The sequence below is a fragment of the Paractinoplanes tereljensis genome (assembly GCF_016862435.1).
Classification (GTDB): Bacteria; Actinomycetota; Actinomycetes; order Mycobacteriales; family Micromonosporaceae; genus Actinoplanes; species Actinoplanes tereljensis.
The window spans coordinates 18,836-40,040 of sequence record NZ_BOMY01000025.1; the positions used below are offsets into that span (position 1 = coordinate 18,836).

Sequence of the window (21,205 nt, forward strand, 5' to 3'; positions counted from 1 at the left end):
GTGCCCCGGTTCACGTCGTAGGTGCCGTGTGATCGTACCGAACAGGGTTAATCGCCGTCCGCGCGTGGTCGTACCACTGCGGGTTGTTCTGTGATCTTGTTGGCAATCGCGGCCTCGCGGGCCGCTTCCTGGGCCTCGGCCCGGTCCAGCGCCCGGTCGACCCGCCGGGCCTCGCGCTCGGACTGCTTGATCCACTGCAGGACCAGGATGCCGAGCATCGTGACGCTCACGATCTCGCCGCCGGCCCACAGGATGCCGCCCGCCGTGACCTGGTCGTTCCACGGATCCGACCAGCTCAGATGCAGGTTGGGGTAGTAGTCGCCGCCGAGCAGCGTCTTGCTCTGCATGATGGTCAGCCCGAGCACGGTGTGGAACGGCACCGACAGCACCATCAGCAGCGCGCGGGCCGGGTAGGGCCAGCGGTTGGGCAGTGGGTCCAGGCCCAGCAGCGGCCAGAAGAACAGGCAGCCGGTGACGATGAAGTGCAGGTGGATGAACTCGTGCAGCCAGGCGTGCTCGAGCGTCTGCCGGTAGAGCCCGGTGAAGTACAGGACGAACGGGTTGGCCACGAAGATCCCGAACGCGACCAGCGGAAACGTCAGCACCCGGACCGGCCCGCTGTGGATGACCGTCAGCAGCGTCTTACGCGGAGCGCCGTGCAGGGTGCGCAGCGCGAGGGTCACCGGCGCGCCCAGGGCCAGGAAGATCGGTCCCACCATGGACAGCACCATGTGCTGGACCATGTGCACCGATACCAGCGTGGTGTCGTAGGCCTCGATGCCGCTGACCGTGACGGCCGCGATCGAGCCCAGTCCACCGGCGACGAAGGCCACCGTCCGGCCGGCCGGCCAGTGGTCGCCGCGCAACCGGAGCTGATAGACGCCGTACCCGTACAGGGCCGCGGCGATCAGCAGGAACAGCGCGATCAGGCTGGTCAGGTTGATCTCGGTGAAGATCGAGGCCGCGGTGAACGGCGGTAGAACAGTATCTCCCGCCGCGGCCAGCAGCGGGGGCGTTTCGACTAGCAACACCACCTGAGGCTAGGCCTATCCGGTCGGCGAATGTTATTCCGGGCTGCGACACGTGCCGGATTCCACCCCCCACGGCACGTTGGACTGATCGCGGGGCAATAATGAGCCTCGTGACAGCGGCCCCAGCCATCGACAAGAGCAGGATCCACTCGCTGACCCGACCGAATATGGTCAGTGTCGGGACGATCGTGTGGCTCTCCAGCGAACTCATGTTCTTCGCGGCGTTGTTCGCCATGTATTTCTCGATTCGCGCGGCGGACTACAGCATGTGGGAAGAGCACACGCCGGAGCTGAAGCTCCCGTACGCGACCACCTTCACGGTGATTCTCGTGCTCTCCTCCGTGACCTGCCAGCTCGGCGTCTTCGCGGCGGAGAAGGGCGATGTGCATGCGCTGCGGCGCTGGTTCACGATCACCTTCGTGATGGGCCTGATCTTCGTGCTGGGCCAGGCCAACGAGTACCGCAACCTGGTCCACGAGGGCATCAAGCTCAACGGCGACGGTTACGGCTCGATGTTCTACCTGACGACCGGCTTCCACGGCCTGCACGTCACCGGTGGTCTGATCGCCTTCATCGTCTACATGATCCGTACGACCATGGGCCGGTTCACCCCGGCGCAGGCGACGTCGGCGATCGTCGTGTCGTACTACTGGCACTTCGTGGACATCGTGTGGATCGCACTGTTCGCCATGATCTATTGGCTTCAGTGACCCGCGCCCGTCCATGAGTTTCAGGTCAAAACCCAGAGGGACACAGCTGATGACTTCAGGATCCCCCGCCGGCCGGTGGCGTTTCCGGGGCGTACTCGCCCGGCGTCGCACCGCGCCGAGTCGGGCGCGCCGGCGTCTCGGCGCCGCGGTGCGCATGCTCGCCGCGCTCGCGCTCGCCGGCGGCGTATACACCGCGTTCGCCCCCGGCGCCTTCGCCGACGACACCACCCAGCTCTCGGCCACCGCGCAAGAGGGTAAGCAGCTGTACGACAACAGCTGCATCACCTGCCACGGGCGCGACGCGCAGGGTGTCACCGGCCGGGGACCGAGCCTGATCGGCGTCGGTTCGGCCTCGGTCGAGTTCCAGGTGGGCACCGGCCGCATGCCGATGACCCGCCAGGAGGCTCAGGCCGAGGAGAAGAAGCCGCAGTTCGACAAGACCCAGACCAAGCAGCTGGGGCAGTACATCCAGGAACTCGGCGGCGGCCCGCAGCTCCCCTCGGACGGCAAGTACACCGAGGACCTGAAGGAGAACCCCGAGGCCCTCGCCCGCGGTGGCGAGCTGTTCCGGGTCAACTGCACCTCCTGCCACGGCTTCGGCGGCGGCGGCGGCGCACTGTCCTCCGGCAAGTACGCTCCGGCCCTGCACGACGCCTCGCCCGAGACGCTCTACGCGGCCATGCTGACCGGCCCGCAGAACATGCCGGTCTTCGGCGACAACCAGCTCACGCCCGACCAGAAGCGCGAGATCATCACCTACGTCACCGTCCAGCTGCAGCAGGACAGGGACCCGGGTGGCCTGTTCAACCTGGGCCGCTACGGACCGGTGACCGAGGGTCTGGCGATCTTCGGGGTGGGCATCACGATCCTGGTCTTCACCACCCTGTGGATTGCGGGGAAGTCATGACGGCCGTGCACGACAAGTCGACGGACGCTCCGGTCGACGTGACCGATCCCCGGCTGAGCCGGTTCGAGATCGTCAAAGAGGGCGCACGGCGTGACGAGATCGAGATCGTCACGTACGAATCGCAGTTCCCCGGCGTGGACTCCAAGGCGGAGAAGCGCGTCGTGCGCAACATCGCCCTGCTGTTCCTGATCGCGGGCGTCGGCGGTTTCGCGTTCCTCGGTTTCTACATCTGGTGGCCGTGGCGCTTCGAGCTCGGCGACACGCTGAGCGACTACTACACGCCGCTGCTCGGCATCTCGCTGGCGGTCTCGCTGTTCGGTGTCGGCTTCGGCATCCTGGCCTGGGCCAAGAAGCTGCTGCCGCACGAGGTGTCGATCCAGCAGCGGCACAACGACCCCTCGCCCAGCGAGGAGCAGATCATCACCGGCCAGACGATCCTCTTCGTGGGTGACGAGCTCGGCCAGGGCGTGCAGCGCCGGCCGCTGCTCAAGGGCGCGATCGCGATCGGCATGGCGCCGATCGGGCTGGCCGCCGCGGCGCCGCTGATCGGTGGGTTGATCGAGAACCCGCACAAGGCCGACCCGCCGATCATGTTCAGCACCGGCTTCAACAAGGCGCACAACGGTGGCAACCTGGTCCGGCTGACCCGCGACGACGGCAGCCCGATCCGCCCCGAGGACGTCAGCACCGGCGGTCAGATGACGGTCTTCCCCGGCATCCCCGGCGGCGCGACGAACGAGTGGGCCGACTCGCCGACCCTGCTGATCCACCTGCGGCCGGACGACGCCGAGCTGACCCGGACGAACGCGAACAGCGACACGCGTAACAAGGACTCGATGTGGGGCGATTACGTCGCCTACTCGAAGATCTGCACGCACGCCGGTTGCCCGGCGAGCCTGTACGAGCAGCAGACCAACCGTCTGCTCTGCCCGTGCCACCAGTCGCAGTTCATGATCACCAAGAACGCGCAGCCGATCTTCGGCCCGGCCACCCGGCGTCTGCCAATGCTGCCGCTGGGCGTGGACGAGGAAGGTTACTTCGTGGCAAAGTCCGACTACAAGGACACCGTCGGACCAGACTTCTGGGAGCGGCCGTGAAGCGCAAGAAAGTTGATCTCGCGCAGGCGCCGATCACCTTCGCCAAGGGGGTGGACGAGCGCTACAAGGCGGCCACCCCGCTGCGTGGCCTCCTCAACAAGGTCTTCCCCGACCACTGGTCGTTCCTGCTCGGTGAGATCGCGCTCTTCTCGTTCATCATCCTGCTCCTGACCGGTGTCTTCCTGACCCTCTTCTTCGATCCGTCGATGAAGGAGGTCGCCTACGAGGGCCCCTACTCCGCACTGCGTGGCGTCGACATGTCGGCCGCCTACGAGTCGTCCCTGCGCCTGTCCTTCGAGGTGCGCGGCGGCCTGTTCATGCGGCAGATGCACCACTGGGCGGCGCTGCTGTTCATGGCGTCGATCGTCGTGCACATGTGCCGCATCTTCTTCACCGGCGCGTTCCGCAAGCCGCGCGAGGCGAACTGGGCCATCGGTGTGGTGCTGTTCCTGCTGGGCTTCCTGGCCGGCTTCACCGGTTACTCGCTCCCCGACGACGGCCTGTCCGGCACCGGTCTCCGCATCGCCTCGGCGATCATGCTGTCCATCCCGGTGGCCGGCACCTGGATCTCGGCCTCGATCTTCGGCGGCGAGTTCCCCGGCCACCTGATCATCGGCCGGTTCTACATCGCCCACGTGCTGCTCATCCCGGGTGGCCTGCTCGCACTGATCAGCGTCCACCTGGGCCTGGTCTTCGCGCAGAAGCACACCCAGTGGCCGGGCCCGATGCGGACCAACACCAACGTGGTCGGCGAGCGGATGTTCCCGCGCTACGCGCTCAAGCAGGGCGGCTTCTTCATGGCCGTCTTCGGCACGGTGGCGCTGATGGCGGGCCTCTTCCAGATCAACCCGATCTGGCTGTTCGGCCCCTACCGCGCCTCCGAGGTCTCCTCGGCGAGCCAGCCCGACTGGTACGTCATGTTCATGGACGGCCTGGTCCGGCTCATGCCGAACTGGCAGATCTACATCGGTGACTACAGCATCCCGCCGCTGTTCTGGCCCGCCGTGGTCGGTCTCGGCGCGCTGACCACGGTCCCGATGTTCTACCCGTGGATCGAGGCCCGGCGCCTCAAGGACAAGCAGGTCCACAACCTGCTGCAGCGTCCGCGAGACAACCCGGAGCGGGTCGGCATCGGCGCGATGTCGCTGGCGTTCTTCCTGGTCGCGACCCTGTCCGGCGGCAACGACGTGATCGCCGACAAGTTCCACATCAGCCTGAACGCGATGACCTGGGCCGGCCGCATCGGCCTGCTGATCCTGCCGCCGCTGGCCTACTACATCTCGGTCCGCGTCTGCCTGGGTCTCCAGCAGCACGACCGCGAGGTCCTGGCCCACGGCGTGGAGACCGGCATCATCCGCCGCCTCCCGAACGGCCAGTTCATGGAGGTCCACCAGCCGCTCGGCCCGGTCGACGACCACGGACACCCGATCCCGCTCGAATACGGCGGCTGGGTGGTCCCGAAGAAGATGAACCGGGTGGGCGCCCTGGCCCCCGCCATCAAGGGCTTCTTCTTCCCGGTCGAAAAGCCGGCCGAGGCCCCGGTCTCACCCGGCATGCCGCCGGTGAGCGGCAAGGACGAACGCGAAGAAATCACCACCGGCCACTGAGCCCGGCAAGAACAAACCCGTGAGGGGTCCGCTTCGGCGGGCCCCTCACGCTTTTCTTTAAGTACGCGGCCACGACGAGTCCCCGCCGCTCAGTCCCGCGCCGTCGCTGCTCACCCTCCGCGCGCCCGCGCCGGGCGGGCCCGCGACCCACCCGTACGGACTCACCTGTTTGGACGGTGCTGGTTAAGTTGACGTGTGCGGGGTTCCGGTCGGCGAGGGGTGCGCTGGATCGCGTGGCTGCTCGTCTCCGCGGCCACCGCGATCTGCTCGCTGCTGCTGGTGCCCTACCTGGTCAACCTCGCATCGAGCACGCCGACGAAGGTCTGGCCGCTGACCCTGTTCGCGGCGCATCCGCTTCGCTGGCTGGCCGGCGTCGCGGTGGTCGCCTTCCTCGGCGCCACGTTCCTGATTCCCCCGCTTCGCCGATTCCTGGTCGGCGACCCGGCCGGCCCGGATCCGGACCCGGTGCGGCAGCAGTTCGTAGAGGATGTGCGGGCTCGGTGCGCCGAGGCGGTGGAGCAGCGGCGTGAGCTGCTGACCCCGGTCCGTCTGCGGTGGACGATCAGCACCGGCCGAGCTGGGCAGCGCGCCGCGGTGTTCCCGGCCGAGCCCGAACTGAGCTGGGCCGACCGGCCGCTGACCGGCGATCAGGGCACCCTGGCCGAGACCCTTCTACGGCTGCCGCACCGGCAGTTGGTGATCCTCGGCGACGCCGGCGCCGGCAAGTCGGCCTGCGCCGCCCTGCTCGCCCGCGAACTGGCCGGCTCCGGCGCGACACCCGCGCCCGACCTCATCCCGCTCCCGATGCCGGCGGCCGGCTGGCATCCGGGGGAGCAGGGCCTGCTCGAGTACGCCGTGAGCCAGGTGCCGGAACAGTTCCGGCCGCTGGTCCGGCGGGGTGCGGTGCTGCCCATCCTGGACGGACTCGACGAACTGCCCGGCGACCGGCATGAGCTTGCCCTGCGGCAGATCCAGAGTCACGACGGGCCGGTGGTGGTCACCTGTCGCGGAGCCGAGTACGACCGGGCCGTCGCCGCCTCGGGATGGTTCCTGCCCCGGGCCGCGGTCGTGGAGATCCAGCCGCTGGCGGCCGCGGACGTGCGGTCCTACCTGTCCCGTGTCACCCAGCAGCCGGACCGCTGGCAGCCGGTCTTCGACGCGATGGACGAGCCCCCACTGGCCGGTGCGTTCGCGTCGCCGCTGATGGTGACGATGGCGGCGGTCGGCTACCGGAAACCCGGGACCGACCCCGGCGAACTGCTCCGGCTGCCCCGGGCCGCCGTCGGGGAACGCCTGCTCGACGGCTTCGTGGCCGCCGCGTTCGAGGGCGAGGACGTGACCCGGGCCGACCACTGGCTGTCCACCCTGGCCTACCAGCTCGACCGGGCGCAGAGCCGCACGCTGCGGTGGGGCCGGCTCGAACCGGGCCTGTTCATCCGGGAGACCGTGCGGGCGCAGATCGGGCTCGGCGCCCTGGCCGCGCTGGCGGTGTTCATCGTGCCGGTCACCTGGATCTGGTTGATCATGTTCGGCGTGGTCGGCGGGCTGACCGGCGCGCTGGCCCTGCACGCGGCGGCCGGCGGCCTGATCTGCGCATGCGGCCTGGCCCGGCGGTGGCACCGGTACCGGTTCGGGGTCGAGACCGCACTGTGGATCGGCTACGGCTACCAGTTCGGCTTCCTGGTCAGCGTCCTGATCGGGGACCACGGCCGGGGCCTGCTCACCGGCCTCGGGGCCGGGATCCTCCTGGCTTTACTGCCCCACCGCGCGCCGCGGCCGCCGGCCGGGTCCGACCGGCACGGGTTCCTGCCGGCTCTCGAGTCGCCGGCCCGGTTGCGCTCCCCGATCCTCGCGGCCGCACTCCACGCCGCGGCGGCGTTCGTCCTGTTCACCGCCGTGTTCTGGCCGACCGGCACGCCGGCCGCGGCGCTCCGCACCGGGCTGGTCGCGGCCGCCGTCTTCGGGCTCGCGGCGGCCCTGGTCACCGGCGGGATCGGCGGGATCGCGTTCCGTGCCACCCACCTCCGGCTGGCGATGCGCGGGCGGTTGCCACTGCGACTGCGGGCCTTCCTGGCGAACGCCCACCGTCGTGGGGTGCTGCGCCGAGCCGGCGACGCGTGGCAGTTCCGGCACGCCATCCTGCTCGAACATCTAGCCCGGCGGATGCGGCACCGGCTGATCCTGGAGACCGCCCACGGCTGGCACCACGCGGGCCTGCTGATCGAACGCGGTGAGATCGACCGCCTCCGGCAGCTGGCCGTCCGCGACGCCGAGGCCGCCTACCGCCTGGCCGACTGGCTCTGCGACCAGGACCGCACCGCCGAGGCCGTCGACGTGCTGAGCGCACACTCCACCCCGGACCGTCTCGTCGCCTGGCGCCTGGCCGAGCTGCACCTGGCCGCGGGTGCGATCGACGAGGCCGCGCCGCTCTACGAACGCCTGGCCGAGTCCGGCGACTGGGCCGCCGCCTGGCGCCGAACCCAACTCGAGGCCGCCGGTGGGGCCGCCGCCCGGCAGCGAACCCAGCTCGAGGCCGCCAGTGGGGCCTCCGCTCGGCAGCGAACCCAGCTCGAGGCCGCCAGTGGGGCCGCCACCCGGCGCCGAACCCAGCTTGAGGCGGCCGACGGCCGGGCCGCCGTGCGGGAACGGGCCCGGGCCGGTGATCGGGCCGCGATCTGGTACCTGGTCGACGTGCTGGCCGCCGAGGGCGAGTTCGACGAGGTGGCCGAGGTGGTCCGGCAGCGGCTGCGGACGGACGACTGGCTCTCGGCGCGGCACGGGCTGGCGGTGCTGATCACCGCCCGCCGTCTCGGCGATGCCGAGCGGCTGCAGGCCGTGGTCCGGGCGCGGGCCGCCGAACTCGACCGACTCGCCCGCGACGAGGAGAACGCGCCGGGCGCGGGTGAGGGCGATGCGCCCATCAGCCGGCATCGTGCTCCAGCCGACGCGGCCGAGAGTCTGGCCACCTGGGCCGCGGCCCGGCTGGCCGAGGTGCCGGCAGCCGACGGATTGCTCGACCGGGCGCCGGCGGTCGACGGGCTGGTTGCCGGAGTGCCGGGGGCCGACGGGCTGGTTGCCGGAGTGCCGGGGGCCGACGGGTTGCTTGCCGGGATGCCCGGGGCCGACGGGTTGCTCGCCCGGTTGCGGCGGTCGGGTCGGACGTCGGGTGACGACTTCGCTGCCGTTCGGTGTCTTGCCGAGATCGCGGGCGGGGACAGCGCGATCGAGCTCCTCCGGCGGTATCGGGGAGCGGAGGCGGTCGACCTGATGCTGGCCGAGCGGCTGGCCGAGCGGGCGGAGTTCGACGAAGCCCTGGAGGTGCTCGCCCGGCAGACCATGTGGGATCACTCGGCGGGGGCCCGGCTGCGCGCCGAGATCCTGGCGGCGGCCGGCCGGACCGGTGAGCTGGCCGGCCTCGCCGCCCGCGGTGACCTCCAGGCGGCCGCCGGTTATGTGGCCGTGCTGGCCCGAGGTGGCCAGGTGGAGGAGGCAGTCCGGTTCCTCGCCCATCGCCGGGAGGGCGGGGGCGGAGCGCTGTTTGCCGACCTGGCCGTGCGTAACGGGGGCTACCTCGCCGACCTGCGGGCCGAGGCCGAGACCGGTGGGTGGCTCGCCGGTCGCCGCCTGGCCGTGCTGCTCGACCGGATCGCGGCGGAGTCCGCGGAGATTCGGTCGGCCGACTCGCCGGGAAGCCGGGCGCTGCTGCTCGCCCTGGGTGGCCGGTTGGCCGAGGCGGTCGAGGTGATCCGGCCCGGCGCGGACGTCGATGACCAGGTCAGTGGCCTGTTGCTGGCGATCCTGCGGGGCGAGCTCGGTGTCCTCGAGGACCGGCTGAGCCCGTCGCCGGGGCGCGCCGTGCCGGTGCTCGGCACGGCGGAACTACTTATCGAACAGGGCCGGCGCGACGAGGCGATCGTCACGCTGAGCTCGCCGGCCGGGCATGCCGCCGCCCATCGACTGGTCCAGCTGCTGGGTCTTGATCTTGAACCGGGCCCGCCCGCCGCGGGCGCGCGGAGGGTGACCACGACGGCGCGGGACTGAGCGGCCGGGACTTTTCCCGCCGCGTACTTTCCGGAGGTTTTGTCAGTCGGCGTCGGGGAGGCCGATGGCGAAGGCGTCCTCGAGGTCGTGCTTGGAATAGGCGCGGAAAGCGATGTGCGACTCGGTGTTGAGGACGCCGGGGGTCTTGGAGATCTTGCCGGCGATGACCTCGGCGATGTCGTCGAATTTCGCGACCCGGACGATCGCGATCAGGTCGACGTTGCCGGCCACCGAGTAGACCTCGCTGACGCCGTCGAGGGCCGCCAGCGCCTCGGCGACCTCGGGGATCGAGTCGGTGGCGCAGTCGATGTGCACGATCGCGGTGTTCACCTGGAGGCTCCTCGACGGTGAGAGCGGGATGGGCTGGTGACCATGCTATCGGCCCGGCATCGTCAAGCCGCCGGGCCCGCGGATCACGTCGGTGAGAGCCTCGGTTTCGGCGACCTCGGCGTCCGCCAGGACGACGCTGCGGGTGACCCGGCCGCGGATGTGTGCCCGCGGGCCGATCACGGACTCGTGGACCGGTCCGTCGATGTGGGCCGAGGGGTCGATGAGGCTGCCGCCGTTCGCGGCGTGGAGATTGGCTCTCAGGTAGTCGGCGGGCGTGCCGGTGTCGATGTAGAGGCCCTCGTAGGGGACCAGCTCCAGCTCGCCGGCCGCTTCCGCCGGGCGCCAGACCGTGCGGACCAGGCTGCCGTCGCCGGCCGGCAGGTCGCGGACGTAACGCCACGGGATCAGCGAGAAGCCGGCGAAACGCAGGCCGGAGAAACCGCCGCTCTCGCCGTCGCGGCAGGGCTTGGTCAGCATCCGGACGGTGTCGCCGGACCAGCCGTCGAGCAGGGCGGCGATGTCCTTGCCGGGCTCGCGAGCGGGATCGGCCAGGTAGGCGTCGGCGTTGCCGACCAGTACGCCGCGGCCGTCGATCCAGGGCTTGAGGCGTTCGACGCCGCCCGAGGTGCCGAGCGGGCCGTCCGGTTCCACCGAGAGGTGGGCCCGGTCGCCGACGTGCCGGACGATCTGCTCGCTCAGGTAGGCGGCGTTGACCGCGACCTCGGTCAGGCCCAGGCCGGCCAGCCGGGCCAGGGCCCGGTCGAGCAGCGGGACGTTGCCCACCGGGCAGAGGGCCTTGGGGATCAACTCGGTAAGCGGGCGCAGGCGCTGCCCCTCGCCGGCCGCGAGGATGAAGCCGCAGATCATGCTCGCGGGCCGATCCCGAACCGGCCGAGCAGCAGGGCGGTGTTGACCGTCAGGTGCGGCAGGTCGTCGACCGCGAACCAGGCCGCTTCCAGGACCTCGGCGCCGTCGACCACCAGGGGCGTCTCGGACGCCGGGACCTCGGCGAAGAAGATCGTGTCGACCACGCCGACGACGTGGACGATCGCATTCGGAGTGCCGGCGGTCATCTTGTCGGGATGCACCCGGACGCCGGTCTCCTCGAACAGCTCGCGGGCCGCACCGACGTGCGGGTGCTCGTTTTTCTTGAGCAGGCCGGCCGGCAGACCCCAGCCGTGGTGCGACGGCTGGCGCAGCAGCAACAGCCGGGCCGCGCCGGTCGCCTCCGAGTCGTGCAGGATGGTCACCGCGCCCACCAGGAACTTCGGCGCGACCATGCGCGCCACCCGGCGGCGCATCGACCCCGGCAAGCGATAGAACGTGGTGTACGCCAAGCCGCGCACTCGCCGAGGGAAACTCACGTAGGCAAGGCTAGCGGGGCCCGCTGTGAACTCAGTCGGGGTGGTCGACCAGGGCGATGAGCTGCTCGACGACTGCGTCTGGTTCGAGGTTGCGCTCACACACCGCGACCAGCATCGTTTCCAGGTCGGGGTAGCCCAGCTCCTCGGCCAGCCGGCGCAGCGGCACCTCGCTGGCCAGGCCGCGGTCGTGCTTGCGCAGGGTCAGCCCGATCGTCGCCCGGCCCAGCTTCACCTTGTCGGCGATGCTCATGCCGGGCTCGTTCTTCTCGTCGAAGTAACGATTGATCTGCATCTGGGCCTGGCTGGACTTGACGAAGCCGAGCCACTCCCGGCGCGGTCCGCGCGGGGTGTTGGGCTCGACCTCGGCCTGGCCCTCATTTTCGGCGAAGATCTCGACCACGTCGCCGTCGCGCAGCGGCGAGCTGAGCGGGGCTAGCCGGCCGTTGATCGTCGCGGCCAGGCACTGGTCGCCGGTGTCGGGGCTCAACTCGTAGGCCAGGTCGACCGGGGTGGAGCCGCTGGGCAGCTCGAACGCCTGCCCGTGGGCGAAGACCGTGATCTGCGCCTCGGCCAGGTCGCAGCGCAGCGAGGCGAGGAACTGGGCGGCGTCGGTGGTGTCCTGCTGCCAGTCGAGCACCCGCTTGAGCCAGGAGAGCTGGTCGGCACCGGACGGGTCGGCGGTCTCGGCGCTCTTCGGGTAGCGGTAGGTCGTCGCCACCCCGAACTCGGAGAAGCGGTGCATCTGCTCGGTGCGGATCAGCACCTCGACCAGGCGGCCGTCGGGGCCGGTCACGGTCGTGTGCAGCGACCGGTAGAGGTTGTTCTTGGGCGACGCGATGAAGTCCTTGAAGCGGCCGGCCACCGGGCGCCACTGGCCGTGGATCGCGCCGAGCGCGGCGTAACAGTCGGTGGCCGGGCCGTCGACGATCACCGCGATCCGGGGCAGGTCGAACGGGACGGCGTGACCGCCCGCGACCGTGTCCTTCCAGATCGAGTAGTAGTGCCGGGGCCGGACCGTGACCTCGGCCGTCACCCGCTGGCGGCGCAGGGCCGACCGGGCCTTGGTGCTCACCTCGGCGAGGTATTCCTGCCAGCCGGGGCGGTTCTGCACGTGGTCGTCGATGCGCGCGTAGGAGTCGGGCTCGAGGTGGTAGAGCACCACGTCGTCGAGGTCGCGCTTGAGGGCCTGGATGCCGAGCCGGTCGCAGAGCGGGACCAGCACGTCGAGGGTCGCGGTGGCGATGCGGGCCCGGCTCGCCGGGGAGCGGGCGTCCAGGGTGCGCATGTTGTGCAGCCGGTCGGCCAGCTTGATGACCAGGACCCGGACGTCCTTGCCGGCCGCGACGATCATCTTGCGGATGGTCTCGGCCTCGGCCGCCTTGCCGTAGAACGCCTTGTCGAACTTGGTCACGCCGTCGACCAGGTGGGTCACCTCGGGGCCGAAGTCGCTGTGCAGCGCCTCGAGCGTGTAGCTGGTGTCCTCCACCGTGTCGTGCAGCAGGGCCGCGACCAGGGTGGTGGTGTCCATGCCGAGCTCGGCGCAGATCTGCGCGACCGCGAGCGGATGGGTGATGTAGGGATCACCGGACTTGCGCATCTGGCCGCGGTGCATGTTTTCCGCGATCGCGTAGCTGCGGCGCAGGACACCCGCATCGGCGGAGGGATGGATGCCGCGGTGGGTCTTGGTGAGCTTGGCCACCGGGTCGTCATCGCCGCCCGGGAAGCTCAGGAACGACCGGAGCCGCTTGCCGAGTGGAATGTCCTTCGAGGCGGGCGCTTGCGTAGGGAGGGCGCGTCCAAGGGCGGCGCCGTGGCCGGCGTCGACGTCCACTGGACACCCCCTCACCGCTCGGTCGCCCGGCATCTCTCGCGCCTGGAGCGATCCGCCTGGCAAATCGCCGTGAAGCCACCCTAACCGTGCCGGGTGATTCCACTTGCCTTACAGCCTAAGCGAGCGAGCGTCATCCGAACGGTCAGTTACCGATGAGCGAACGGCCGAGTCTTTGCCCGATGCTGCGGCTTCTGCCCGGTTGAGCAGGTGAGTGAACCGCGCGGCGCCACGAACCGGTGACACCCAGTCGCCGGAAGTTTCCACCAAGCGGGTGTCGGGCTTCTCCAGCCAGGCCAGGATTCGCTCGGTCTCCTCGGCGGACGCGGCGGGCACCGGACCCGGTCCGGGTAGGACCGTCTCGGCGGTCATCCGGACCGCGTCGAGGGTCGGCCGGGGGTGTGCCCGGGGTGGCGAGGTGGCGGCCGCGGCGAGCCGGCCGTGCCGGACCACGATGATCTCCCAGCCGCCGATGTCGTCCCGGCGGGCGGCGACCATCTCGGTCAGCCGGGTCAGCGCGGTCAGCCGCTGCATCCGGACGGTGGCCCGGAGCAGGGCGATCAGCCGGGACCGCAGGACCGCGGCCTCCTCGTATCGCCGGCCCTCGCTCATCGCCTCGATGCGGCCCATCAGGGCGGCCACCACGATCTCCGGGTCGCCGTGGATCGCGGTGCGGAACGGCAGGGCGGCGGTGGCCGCGTAGACCTCCGGGGTGATCCGGTGTTCGCACGGAGCCGGGCAGCGGCCCAGCTCGGCCAGGGCGCAGGCGGGCATCGGGGTGCGCACGCTCAGGGTGTGGTTGCACTGCCGCAGCGGCAACGCGTCGTAGACGCCGGCGGCGGCCAGCTCGGCGGTGCGCCGCGAGGAGAACGGGCCCAGGTAGGCGGCGCCGTCGTCGACCAGCTTGCGGACCACCGACAGCCGGGGCCAGACCTCGGTGGTCAGCTTGAGCCAGACCACCCGATCCGGATATTTCGACCGCCGGTTGTAGGGCGGCGCGTGGGCCGCGATCATCCGCAGCTCCCGCACCTCGGCCTCGAGCGAGTGGGCGCACTCGACCGCCTCGACCCGGGTCGCGGCACCGAGCATCTCGGAGATGCGGGCCCGTTTCTCGCTGGCGGTGAAGTAGCTGCGCACCCGGGTGGCGATGTCTTTCGAGGTGCCGACGTAGAGCGGGCGGTCGTCGGCGGCCCGGAACACGTAGACCCCGGGGGCGTGCGGCAGGCCGTCGGCCAGATGCCGCTGGCGGCGCTGGGTGGGGGTGACCGCCTTGGCGAACTCGATGGCGTCACCCAGCGAGTGCACCTTGAAGCTGCCCAGCCGCTCGATCAGGCCGTGCAGCACGTCGACGGTGGCGCGGGCGTCGTCGAGGGCGCGGTGGCTGGGCTGGACCGCCGAGCGGAAGAACTGGGCGAGGGTGGACAGCTTGCGGTTGGGCACCTCGTCGCGGGTCAGGGCGCGGCGGGCCACGGCGGCGGTGTCGAGCACCTTGGGGTTGGGCCACGGATAGCCGTGCCGGGCACAGGCCGCTTTCAGGAAGCCGACGTCGTAGGGCGCGTTGTGCGCCACCAGCACCGCGCCGCGCAGGAACTCGAGCAGGCTGGGCAGCACCGTCTCGATCGGCGGGGCCGGGGCCAGCATGGCGTCGGTGATGCCGGTCAGGACGGTGATGAACGCCGGGATGTGCTCGCCCGGGTTGACCAGGGTCGCGAAGACGCCGAGCTCCTCGCCGCCGCGCACCTTGACCGCGCCGATCTCGGTGATGCCGGCGCCGTCGGCCGCGCCGCCGGTCGTCTCCAGGTCGAGCACCACGAAGGTCGTGTCGACCAGGGAGAGTGCCGCCGGATCGGTGAGAAGCGTGTCCAGAGTGCCCTGGACATATGCGGGTTGTGCCACGGCGGGGAGATTAGAGCGGGGGTACGACAGAAACGTCCCGGCGCCCGGAAAAGATCACTTGCTTCGACAAGCTTTTCTGCTGCCCACGGTGTGAGAATGGGTAGATGTACGAGCCCGCGTCTCCCGGCGATCGCCTTCTCGAAGAGGCGGCTGCCCAGGATGCGGACGTTGAGCTCCCCGAACCCAGCCTCCCGGAAGCGGTCCGGCAGCGGATCGTCACCCTCGCGGCCGCGGCCCTGCCCGCGCTGCCGGGCGACGAGGTGCCGATCCCGATGCGGAAGGTCGCCCGATTCGCCCCGAACCGCCGGGCTCGGCTCGGTGGCCGGGAGATCGCCGCGCAGCTGACCGCCGACCCGCTCTTCCGCCAGCGGATCAGCAGCCGGGTGGTCATCGACACCGGCGACCTGGGCGCCGCGGTCGCCGCCGGGGTGGCCCCGGCCGCCGCCGACCCGGTCGAGGTCGCGGCCCTGGCCTACCTGGTCCGCCCGGACGGCTGGCGGGAGCTGGTCGAGGGGGCCGGTGACGCGGTCCGGGCCGAGGCCGACAGCGCCGCCGCGGCGGGCCAGATCCGCGACGCCGAGCACCGGGCCGCCCGCGCCGAGCACGACCGGGCGGTCGCCAAGGTGGAGGCCGACAAGCTCCGTGACGAGCTGGCCCGGGTCCGCGAGGAACTGGGCCAGATTCGCGAGGAGGCGCGGTCGACCGCCCGCGCCCTGCGCGAGGCGCAGGCCGGGCAGAAACGCGCGAGCGACCTGCTGGCCACCGAGAAGGGCCGCGCGTCGCGCATCACCGCCGATCACGATGCCGAGGTACGCCGTCTGAAGACCCGCCTGGCCGAGGCGGAATCGACGGCCGCCACCGGCAAACAGGCCGCCAAGGACGCGCGGGCCGCCGACGACACCCGCCTCTGGCTGCTGATCGAGACCATCGGGCAGGCCGCCTCCGGGCTGCGCCGGGAGCTGGCCCTGGGCCCGTCCGAGAAGATGCCGGCCGATTTCGTGGCCGACGCCGCCGCCGAGCGGCCGGGCACGCCCGAGCGGTCCCGGGCCCGCGCCCAGGACACCGACGACCCGGGCCGCCTCGATCAGCTGCTCGCCCTGCCCCGGGCGCACCTGGTCGTCGACGGTTACAACGTGACCAAGCGCGGCTTCGCCGAGATGTCCCTCGAGCAGCAGCGCAAACGCCTGATCACCGGGCTGGGCGGCATCGCGGCGCAGACCGGCGACGAGGTCACCGTGGTCTTCGACGGCGCCGAGCGGGTGCACGGGCTGCCGCCCGCGCCGCGTGGCGTCCGGGTGCTGTTCTCCCGCAAGGGCGATACCGCCGACGAGCTGATCCGGCAGCTGGTCCGGGCCGAGCCGGCCGGCCGGCCGATCGTGGTCATCTCGTCCGACCGGGAGGTCGCCGACGGGGTGCGCCGGCACGGCGCCTACCCGATGGGCGCCGACTCGCTGTTACGGCGGCTCGCCCGGTCGTAATTTTTTGTCGTACCCCTCGCCTAGCGTGACGGTCACCGATGGTGGTCCCGCCACCCGGGTGAGGAGGAGTGATGATCATCGACTGCGGTCGCTGCGCCGGCCGGTCCGGCGAGTGCCGGGGTTGCCTGGTCAGCGCGCTGATCGACACCCCCGACGGCATTGCCGACCTGATGCCCGCCGAGCTGCGGGCGATCGAGGCGTTCGAGCTGGCCGGCTTCGACGTGGAGTTGCTGGAGACGCCGGAACCGCCGGTCGTGGTGCCCATGTTCACGCGCCGCCGGCACGTAGCGTGATCTTGCCTAGGATGTCCCGATGACGCCACGCGCCTGGGCCGCCGGCACGCTCGTCGTGCTGCTCGTGTTGATCGCCGGCTATGCCGCCGTGACCATCCCGTGGCACCGGCCGCCGGCGCCCCGGGCCGACCAGCTCGCCGCCCTCGCCCAGCTGCCCGGCGAGCAGGTGGCCCGGGCCCGCGAGTTCCACTCCGCGCTGCGCCCCGGGTCCTACGGCGCGATGGGGATCGGCCTGATCGTCGCGCTGGTGCTCGGGCTCACCCCGGTCGGTGCCTGGCTGGTCGGTCAGGCCGGCCGCCCGTTCGGCGGCAACTGGGTGGCCCAGGCCATCCTCGGCGGCCTGCTGGTCACGCTGGCCGGTGAGGTGGTCACGCTGCCGTTCGCGGCGTGGCGGCACACCGTCGTGGTCCGCTACGGCATCTCCACCCAGAGCTGGGGCGCGTGGACGACCGATCTGCTCAAGTCCTGGGCGGTCGGCGCGGTGATCGGGGCGGTGGCGCTGCTCGGCTTCTACACCGTCACCCACTTCGCGCCGCGCTGGTGGTGGGCGTTCGGGGCGGTCGGCGCGGCCGGGCTGGTCGTGCTGCTGTCCTTCGTGCTGCCGGTGCTGGTCGAGCCGGTGTTCAACAAGTTCACCCCGATGGCCGACGGCCCGCTGCGCACCGAGTTGATCGCGCTCGCCGACCGCGACGGCGTCCCCGTGCGCGACGTCCTGGTGGCCGACGCGTCCCGCCGGACCAACGCGTTGAACGCCTATGTGTCCGGCCTCGGCCCGACCCGGCGGGTCGTCGTCTACGACACCATGCTCACCGAGGCCACCCCCGACGAGGTGGTGTCGGTGGTGGCCCACGAGCTGGGCCACGCCAAGGACAACGACGTGCTGGTCGGCACCATCCTGGGCGCGCTCGGCACCGCCGCCGCGGTGATCGCGCTCTACCTGCTCGGGTCGTGGGCCGGCCTGCTGCGGCTGGCCGGGGTCGGCTCGATCGGCGAACCGCGTGCCATCGGCCTGATGCTGGCGATCGTCTCGGTGGCCGGGCTGGTGTCCGGGCCGGTGCAGGCGTTCGTGTCCCGGCGCATCGAGGCCCGCGCCGACGCGCACGCCCTGGTGCTGACCGGCGACCCGGCCACGTTCGAGGCCATGCAGCGCCGCCTCGGCACCGTCAACCTGTCCGACCCCGACCCGCCCACCTGGGAATATTTGTTCGCGGCCTCGCACCCGTCCACGGTGGAACGGATGGCCGCGGCCCGCGCCTACGCCCGGGGTGACCGCTGATGGCCCGCACCCTGCTGATCACCAACGACTTCCCGCCCCGCCCCGGCGGCATCCAGCAGTTCGTGCACAACCTGGCCGTCCGGCAGCCGCCCGGCTCGGTGGTCGTCTACGCGTCGACCTGGAAGGGCGCCGAGAAGTTCGACGCCGAGCAGCCCTTCGAGGTGGTGCGCCAGTCGACCGGCGTGCTGCTGCCGACCCCCGCCGTGACGCGCCGGGCCGCCGAGCTGGCCCGCGCGCACGACTGCGACCGGGTGCTGTTCGGCGCGGCCGCCCCGCTCGGCCTGCTCGCCGACGGACTGCGCCGTAACTCCGGGGTCACCCGGGCCGTCGCCATCACCCACGGCCACGAGATCGGCTGGGCCGCCCTGCCCGGCGCCCGGCAGCTGCTGCGCCGCATCGCCCGGGGCAACGACGTGATCACCTACCTGGGCGACTACCAGCGGGTGCGGCTCGACCGGGCGCTGCACGGCCTCACCGACCTCGAGCGGCTCGCGCCCGGCGTCGACGTGGCGGCGTTCCACCCCGGCGTCGACGGCTCGGCGGTCCGCCGGCGCCACGGCCTGACCGGCCGCCCGGTGATCGTCTGCGTCTCCCGGCTGGTCCCGCGCAAGGGCCAGGACATGTTGATCCGGGCCCTGCCGGCCATCCGCCGCCGGGTCCCCGATGCGGCGTTGCTGCTGGTCAGCGGTGGTCCCTACCGCCCCAAGCTGGAACGCCTGGCCCGCGAGCAGGGCGTCGAGTCCGACGTGATCTTCACCGGTTCCGTCCCCTGGGCCGAGCTGCCCGCGCACTACGCGGCCGGCGACGTCTACGCGATGCCCTGCCGCACCCGGGCGGCCGGCCTCGACGTCGAGGGCCTGGGCATCGTCTACCTGGAGGCCTCGGCCACCGGCCTCCCGGTGGTCGGCGGCGACTCGGGCGGCGCCCCCGACGCGGTCCGCGAGGGCGAGACCGGCTACGTCGTGGGCGGCCAGGACCTCGCGGCCCTGACGTCCCGCCTGACCGACCTGCTGTCCGACCCGGCCAAGGCCAAGGCCATGGGCGCGGCCGGCCGAGCGTGGGTAGAGCAGGAGTGGCGCTGGGAGGCCCAGGCCGCCCGTCTGGCCAACCTCCTCGACGGGCTTGATCGCTCGGCGTGAATGAATTCGGATGCGTCCGGAACCTGATGGACGGGCGCGGGGCGCCCGGCGTAGGAAGGGATTGGAGCTTCCGGCGCGCGGCGTTGCGCGCTGCCCGTGCGTCGCGCGTGCCCGAGCGCGGACGCGGAGCTCGCGCTGAGGGATCCCCGAGACGGAGCCTCCGATGCCGGACGCCTACTCCGAAACCGACCTCCCCGCGAACCCCGACCTCCCCGAGCCGCCACCCACCCGCGCTGAGCCGCCGCCTGCCGTCGCTGAGCCGGGGCGGGGGCGGGACGCTGCGCGAGACGACGTCGAGCGGGAGCTTGATGATGGGGAACTCGAGCTTCCCTACTGGCTTACCAGCACTGAGGAGGCGGCCAATACCTCCTTTTTGCGGATGATGCGGCGGCTGCCCAAGCTGCTGCGGGACGCCTGGGTGATCGCCTGGCAGGCGGACCGGCGGACCACGGCGGCGGTCGCCGGGCTGCAGGTCGCGGGTGGGGTGGCCAGCGCGGTCGGGCTGATCAGCGTGGTCGGGGTGTTCGACGGGCTGCTGCAGACCGGGCCGACGCCCGAGCGGGTGCGAGCCGCCGTACCCTCGCTGTTGCTGTTGATCTGTGCCTTGGCCGTGCGGGGCGCGCTCACCTCGGCCGCCGCGGCGGCCAACGGCCGGCTGTCTCCCCAGGTCTTCCAGGCCGCCGAGATGCGGCTGCTGAACCTCACCACCCGGGTCGACCTGACCACGTTCGACGACCCGGACTGGCGGGACGCCATGGAGCGGGCCCGCGACCGGGGCATCTCGGCCGCCGAGCAGCTTGTCGACCGGGCCATCGAGCTCGCCACCAACACGATCGGGCTGGTCGCGGCGGCCGGGGTCCTGGCCGTGCTGCACCCGGTGTTGCTGCCGCTGCTGGTGTTGTCGGTGGTGCCGGTGGCGTGGGCAGCGGTCCGGTCGGCGCGGCTCGGGCACCGGCGGCTGCTGCGGCTCATCGCGGTCTGGCGGCGGCAGCGGATGCTGGCCGAGCTTCTCGCGGCCCGCGAGCCGGCTCCGGAGCTGCGAGCCTTCACGCTGCGCGAGTTCCTGCTCGGCGAGGTGCGCCGGTTGCTGGCGATCTCCACCAACGAGGAGATCCGGGTGGCCGGGCGGATGGTGCGCACCACCCTGGTCGGCACGGTGCTCAGCGCGGTCGCCACCGGGGTCACTTACGCGGTGCTGCTGTGGCTGCTGTGGACGGGACGGATGGAGCTCGCCGCCGGTGGCGCCGCGGCGTACGCGATCAACATGGGTATCGGGAAGCTCCGGGAGCTGGCGTTCACCGCCAACCGGGTGTTCGAGCAGGGGCTGTACTTCAACGACTTCCAGGGTTTCTGCGAGCTGTCCCGGCAGCGCGCGGAACCCACGCCCGACGGCGTCGCCCCGGACGGCTTCCGGGAGATCAAGCTCGACCGGGTCACCTTCAGCTACCCGGATGCCGAGCGCCCGGCGGTACGCGACGTGAGCCTCACCCTCCGCCGCGGTCAGATCATCGCCCTGGTCGGCGAGAACGGCTCCGGCAAGTCGACCCTGGCCGCGCTGCTGGCCGGCCTGTACCGCCCCCAGCACGGTGCCGTCACCTGGGACGGCCGGGATGTGTCCGGCCTCGACCCGGACACGGTGCGCGAACGGGTCGCCGTGGTGATGCAGGAACCGACCCGCTGGCCGCTCTCGGCCCGCGACAACATCACCATCGGCCGCTACGACCGCGCCGTGGAGACCACACTCGTGCACGCGGCGGCCCGGGCCGGTGACGCCCACGAGTTCGTGATGGAGCTGACCCGGCAGTACGAGACGCTTCTGTCCCGGCACTTCACCGACGGCGCCGACCTGTCCGGCGGGCAGTGGCAGCGGCTGGCGGTGAGCCGCGCCTTCTACCGGGACGCGCCGCTGCTGATCTGCGACGAACCCACCGCGAACCTGGACGCGCGGGCCGAGCACGACGTCTACCAGCGGCTTCGGGAGCTGGCGGCGGGCCGGACGGTCGTGTTGATCACGCACCGGATGGCCAGCGTGCGGGAGGCCGACCGGATCTACGTGCTCGACCACGGCGCGGTGGTCGAGCAGGGCGACCACCAGGAGCTGATGGCGTCGAAGGGCATCTACGCGCAGCTGTTCACCCTGCAGGCGAGCGCCTATCAGTCGGCGTGAGTGGGATCGCAGCGACGATCGCAACCCGGGCGTGCCACAGT

The 21,205-nt window shown here is 71.5% G+C and carries 16 protein-coding genes; 10 read left to right on the forward strand and 6 right to left on the reverse strand.

Translation table 11 applies throughout. The features are described from left to right. Positions 1-47: 47 nt before the first annotated feature. The gene (locus tag Ate02nite_RS19100) at positions 48-1,034 is read right to left on the reverse strand and encodes a cytochrome c oxidase assembly protein (protein WP_203807363.1); all 987 of its coding nucleotides are present in this window, start codon (positions 1,032-1,034) and stop codon (positions 48-50) included. Positions 1,035-1,141: 107 nt separating this feature from the next. Between Ate02nite_RS19100 and ctaE the strand changes: the two genes are divergently transcribed. From ctaE to Ate02nite_RS19125, 5 genes are all read left to right on the forward strand, one after another. Continuing rightward, on the forward strand, positions 1,142-1,741 hold the full coding sequence (gene ctaE / locus Ate02nite_RS19105; RefSeq protein ID WP_203731294.1) for an aa3-type cytochrome oxidase subunit III: 600 nt from the start codon (positions 1,142-1,144) through the stop codon (positions 1,739-1,741). A gap of 49 nt (positions 1,742-1,790) precedes the next feature. Next, the gene (qcrC, locus tag Ate02nite_RS19110; RefSeq protein WP_203807365.1) at positions 1,791-2,648 is read left to right on the forward strand and encodes a cytochrome bc1 complex diheme cytochrome c subunit; all 858 of its coding nucleotides are present in this window, start codon (positions 1,791-1,793) and stop codon (positions 2,646-2,648) included. Continuing rightward, the gene (gene qcrA / locus Ate02nite_RS19115; protein WP_203807367.1) at positions 2,645-3,745 is read left to right on the forward strand and encodes a cytochrome bc1 complex Rieske iron-sulfur subunit; all 1,101 of its coding nucleotides are present in this window, start codon (positions 2,645-2,647) and stop codon (positions 3,743-3,745) included. The genes qcrC and qcrA overlap by 4 nt, the downstream gene beginning before the upstream one ends. Next, positions 3,742-5,352: a cytochrome bc1 complex cytochrome b subunit gene (gene qcrB, locus Ate02nite_RS19120; RefSeq protein WP_203807369.1), complete on the forward strand. Its 1,611-nt coding sequence runs from the start codon at positions 3,742-3,744 to the stop codon at positions 5,350-5,352. The genes qcrA and qcrB overlap by 4 nt, the downstream gene beginning before the upstream one ends. 219 nt (positions 5,353-5,571) lie before the next feature. Beyond that, positions 5,572-9,393, forward strand: coding sequence for an NACHT domain-containing protein (locus Ate02nite_RS19125; protein ID WP_203807371.1), 3,822 nt, complete (start codon positions 5,572-5,574; stop codon positions 9,391-9,393). Between the two features lie 42 nt (positions 9,394-9,435). Here Ate02nite_RS19125 and Ate02nite_RS19130 read toward each other — a convergent pair whose 3' ends face one another. The 5 genes from Ate02nite_RS19130 to Ate02nite_RS19150 all read right to left on the reverse strand — a co-directional run bounded on the left by Ate02nite_RS19130 (position 9,436) and on the right by Ate02nite_RS19150 (position 14,811). Continuing rightward, complete coding sequence (locus Ate02nite_RS19130) at positions 9,436-9,723, reverse strand: Lrp/AsnC family transcriptional regulator (RefSeq protein ID WP_133872359.1); 288 nt, start codon at positions 9,721-9,723, stop codon at positions 9,436-9,438. A gap of 45 nt (positions 9,724-9,768) precedes the next feature. Then, a complete protein-coding gene (locus Ate02nite_RS19135; protein ID WP_203807373.1) occupies positions 9,769-10,590 on the reverse strand; it encodes a nucleotidyltransferase family protein in 822 nt (273 codons plus the stop codon). Continuing rightward, a complete protein-coding gene (locus Ate02nite_RS19140) occupies positions 10,587-11,024 on the reverse strand; it encodes an NUDIX domain-containing protein (RefSeq protein WP_203807693.1) in 438 nt (145 codons plus the stop codon). The genes Ate02nite_RS19135 and Ate02nite_RS19140 overlap by 4 nt, the downstream gene beginning before the upstream one ends. 94 nt (positions 11,025-11,118) lie before the next feature. Further along, positions 11,119-12,918: a RelA/SpoT family protein gene (locus tag Ate02nite_RS19145; RefSeq protein WP_203807375.1), complete on the reverse strand. Its 1,800-nt coding sequence runs from the start codon at positions 12,916-12,918 to the stop codon at positions 11,119-11,121. Positions 12,919-13,026: 108 nt separating this feature from the next. Then, complete coding sequence (locus Ate02nite_RS19150; protein WP_203807377.1) at positions 13,027-14,811, reverse strand: DEDD exonuclease domain-containing protein; 1,785 nt, start codon at positions 14,809-14,811, stop codon at positions 13,027-13,029. Positions 14,812-14,915: 104 nt separating this feature from the next. Here Ate02nite_RS19150 and Ate02nite_RS19155 point away from each other — a divergent pair, with 104 nt between their 5' ends. The 5 genes from Ate02nite_RS19155 to Ate02nite_RS19175 all read left to right on the forward strand — a co-directional run bounded on the left by Ate02nite_RS19155 (position 14,916) and on the right by Ate02nite_RS19175 (position 21,164). After that, positions 14,916-16,289, forward strand: a complete 1,374-nt coding sequence (locus Ate02nite_RS19155; protein ID WP_203807379.1) for an NYN domain-containing protein — start codon at positions 14,916-14,918, stop codon at positions 16,287-16,289. Between the two features lie 71 nt (positions 16,290-16,360). Beyond that, the gene (locus tag Ate02nite_RS19160) at positions 16,361-16,582 is read left to right on the forward strand and encodes a hypothetical protein (RefSeq protein WP_203807381.1); all 222 of its coding nucleotides are present in this window, start codon (positions 16,361-16,363) and stop codon (positions 16,580-16,582) included. A 19-nt stretch (positions 16,583-16,601) separates the two neighbouring features. Then, a complete protein-coding gene (locus tag Ate02nite_RS19165) occupies positions 16,602-17,858 on the forward strand; it encodes a M48 family metallopeptidase (protein WP_203807383.1) in 1,257 nt (418 codons plus the stop codon). Next, a complete protein-coding gene (locus Ate02nite_RS19170; protein ID WP_203807385.1) occupies positions 17,858-18,997 on the forward strand; it encodes a glycosyltransferase family 4 protein in 1,140 nt (379 codons plus the stop codon). Before Ate02nite_RS19165 ends, Ate02nite_RS19170 begins: the two co-directional genes overlap by 1 nt. Before the next feature lie 163 nt (positions 18,998-19,160). Further along, entirely contained in the window at positions 19,161-21,164 is a 2,004-nt protein-coding gene (locus tag Ate02nite_RS19175) for an ABC transporter ATP-binding protein (protein WP_203807387.1), read from the forward strand. Positions 21,165-21,205: the final 41 nt, after the last annotated feature.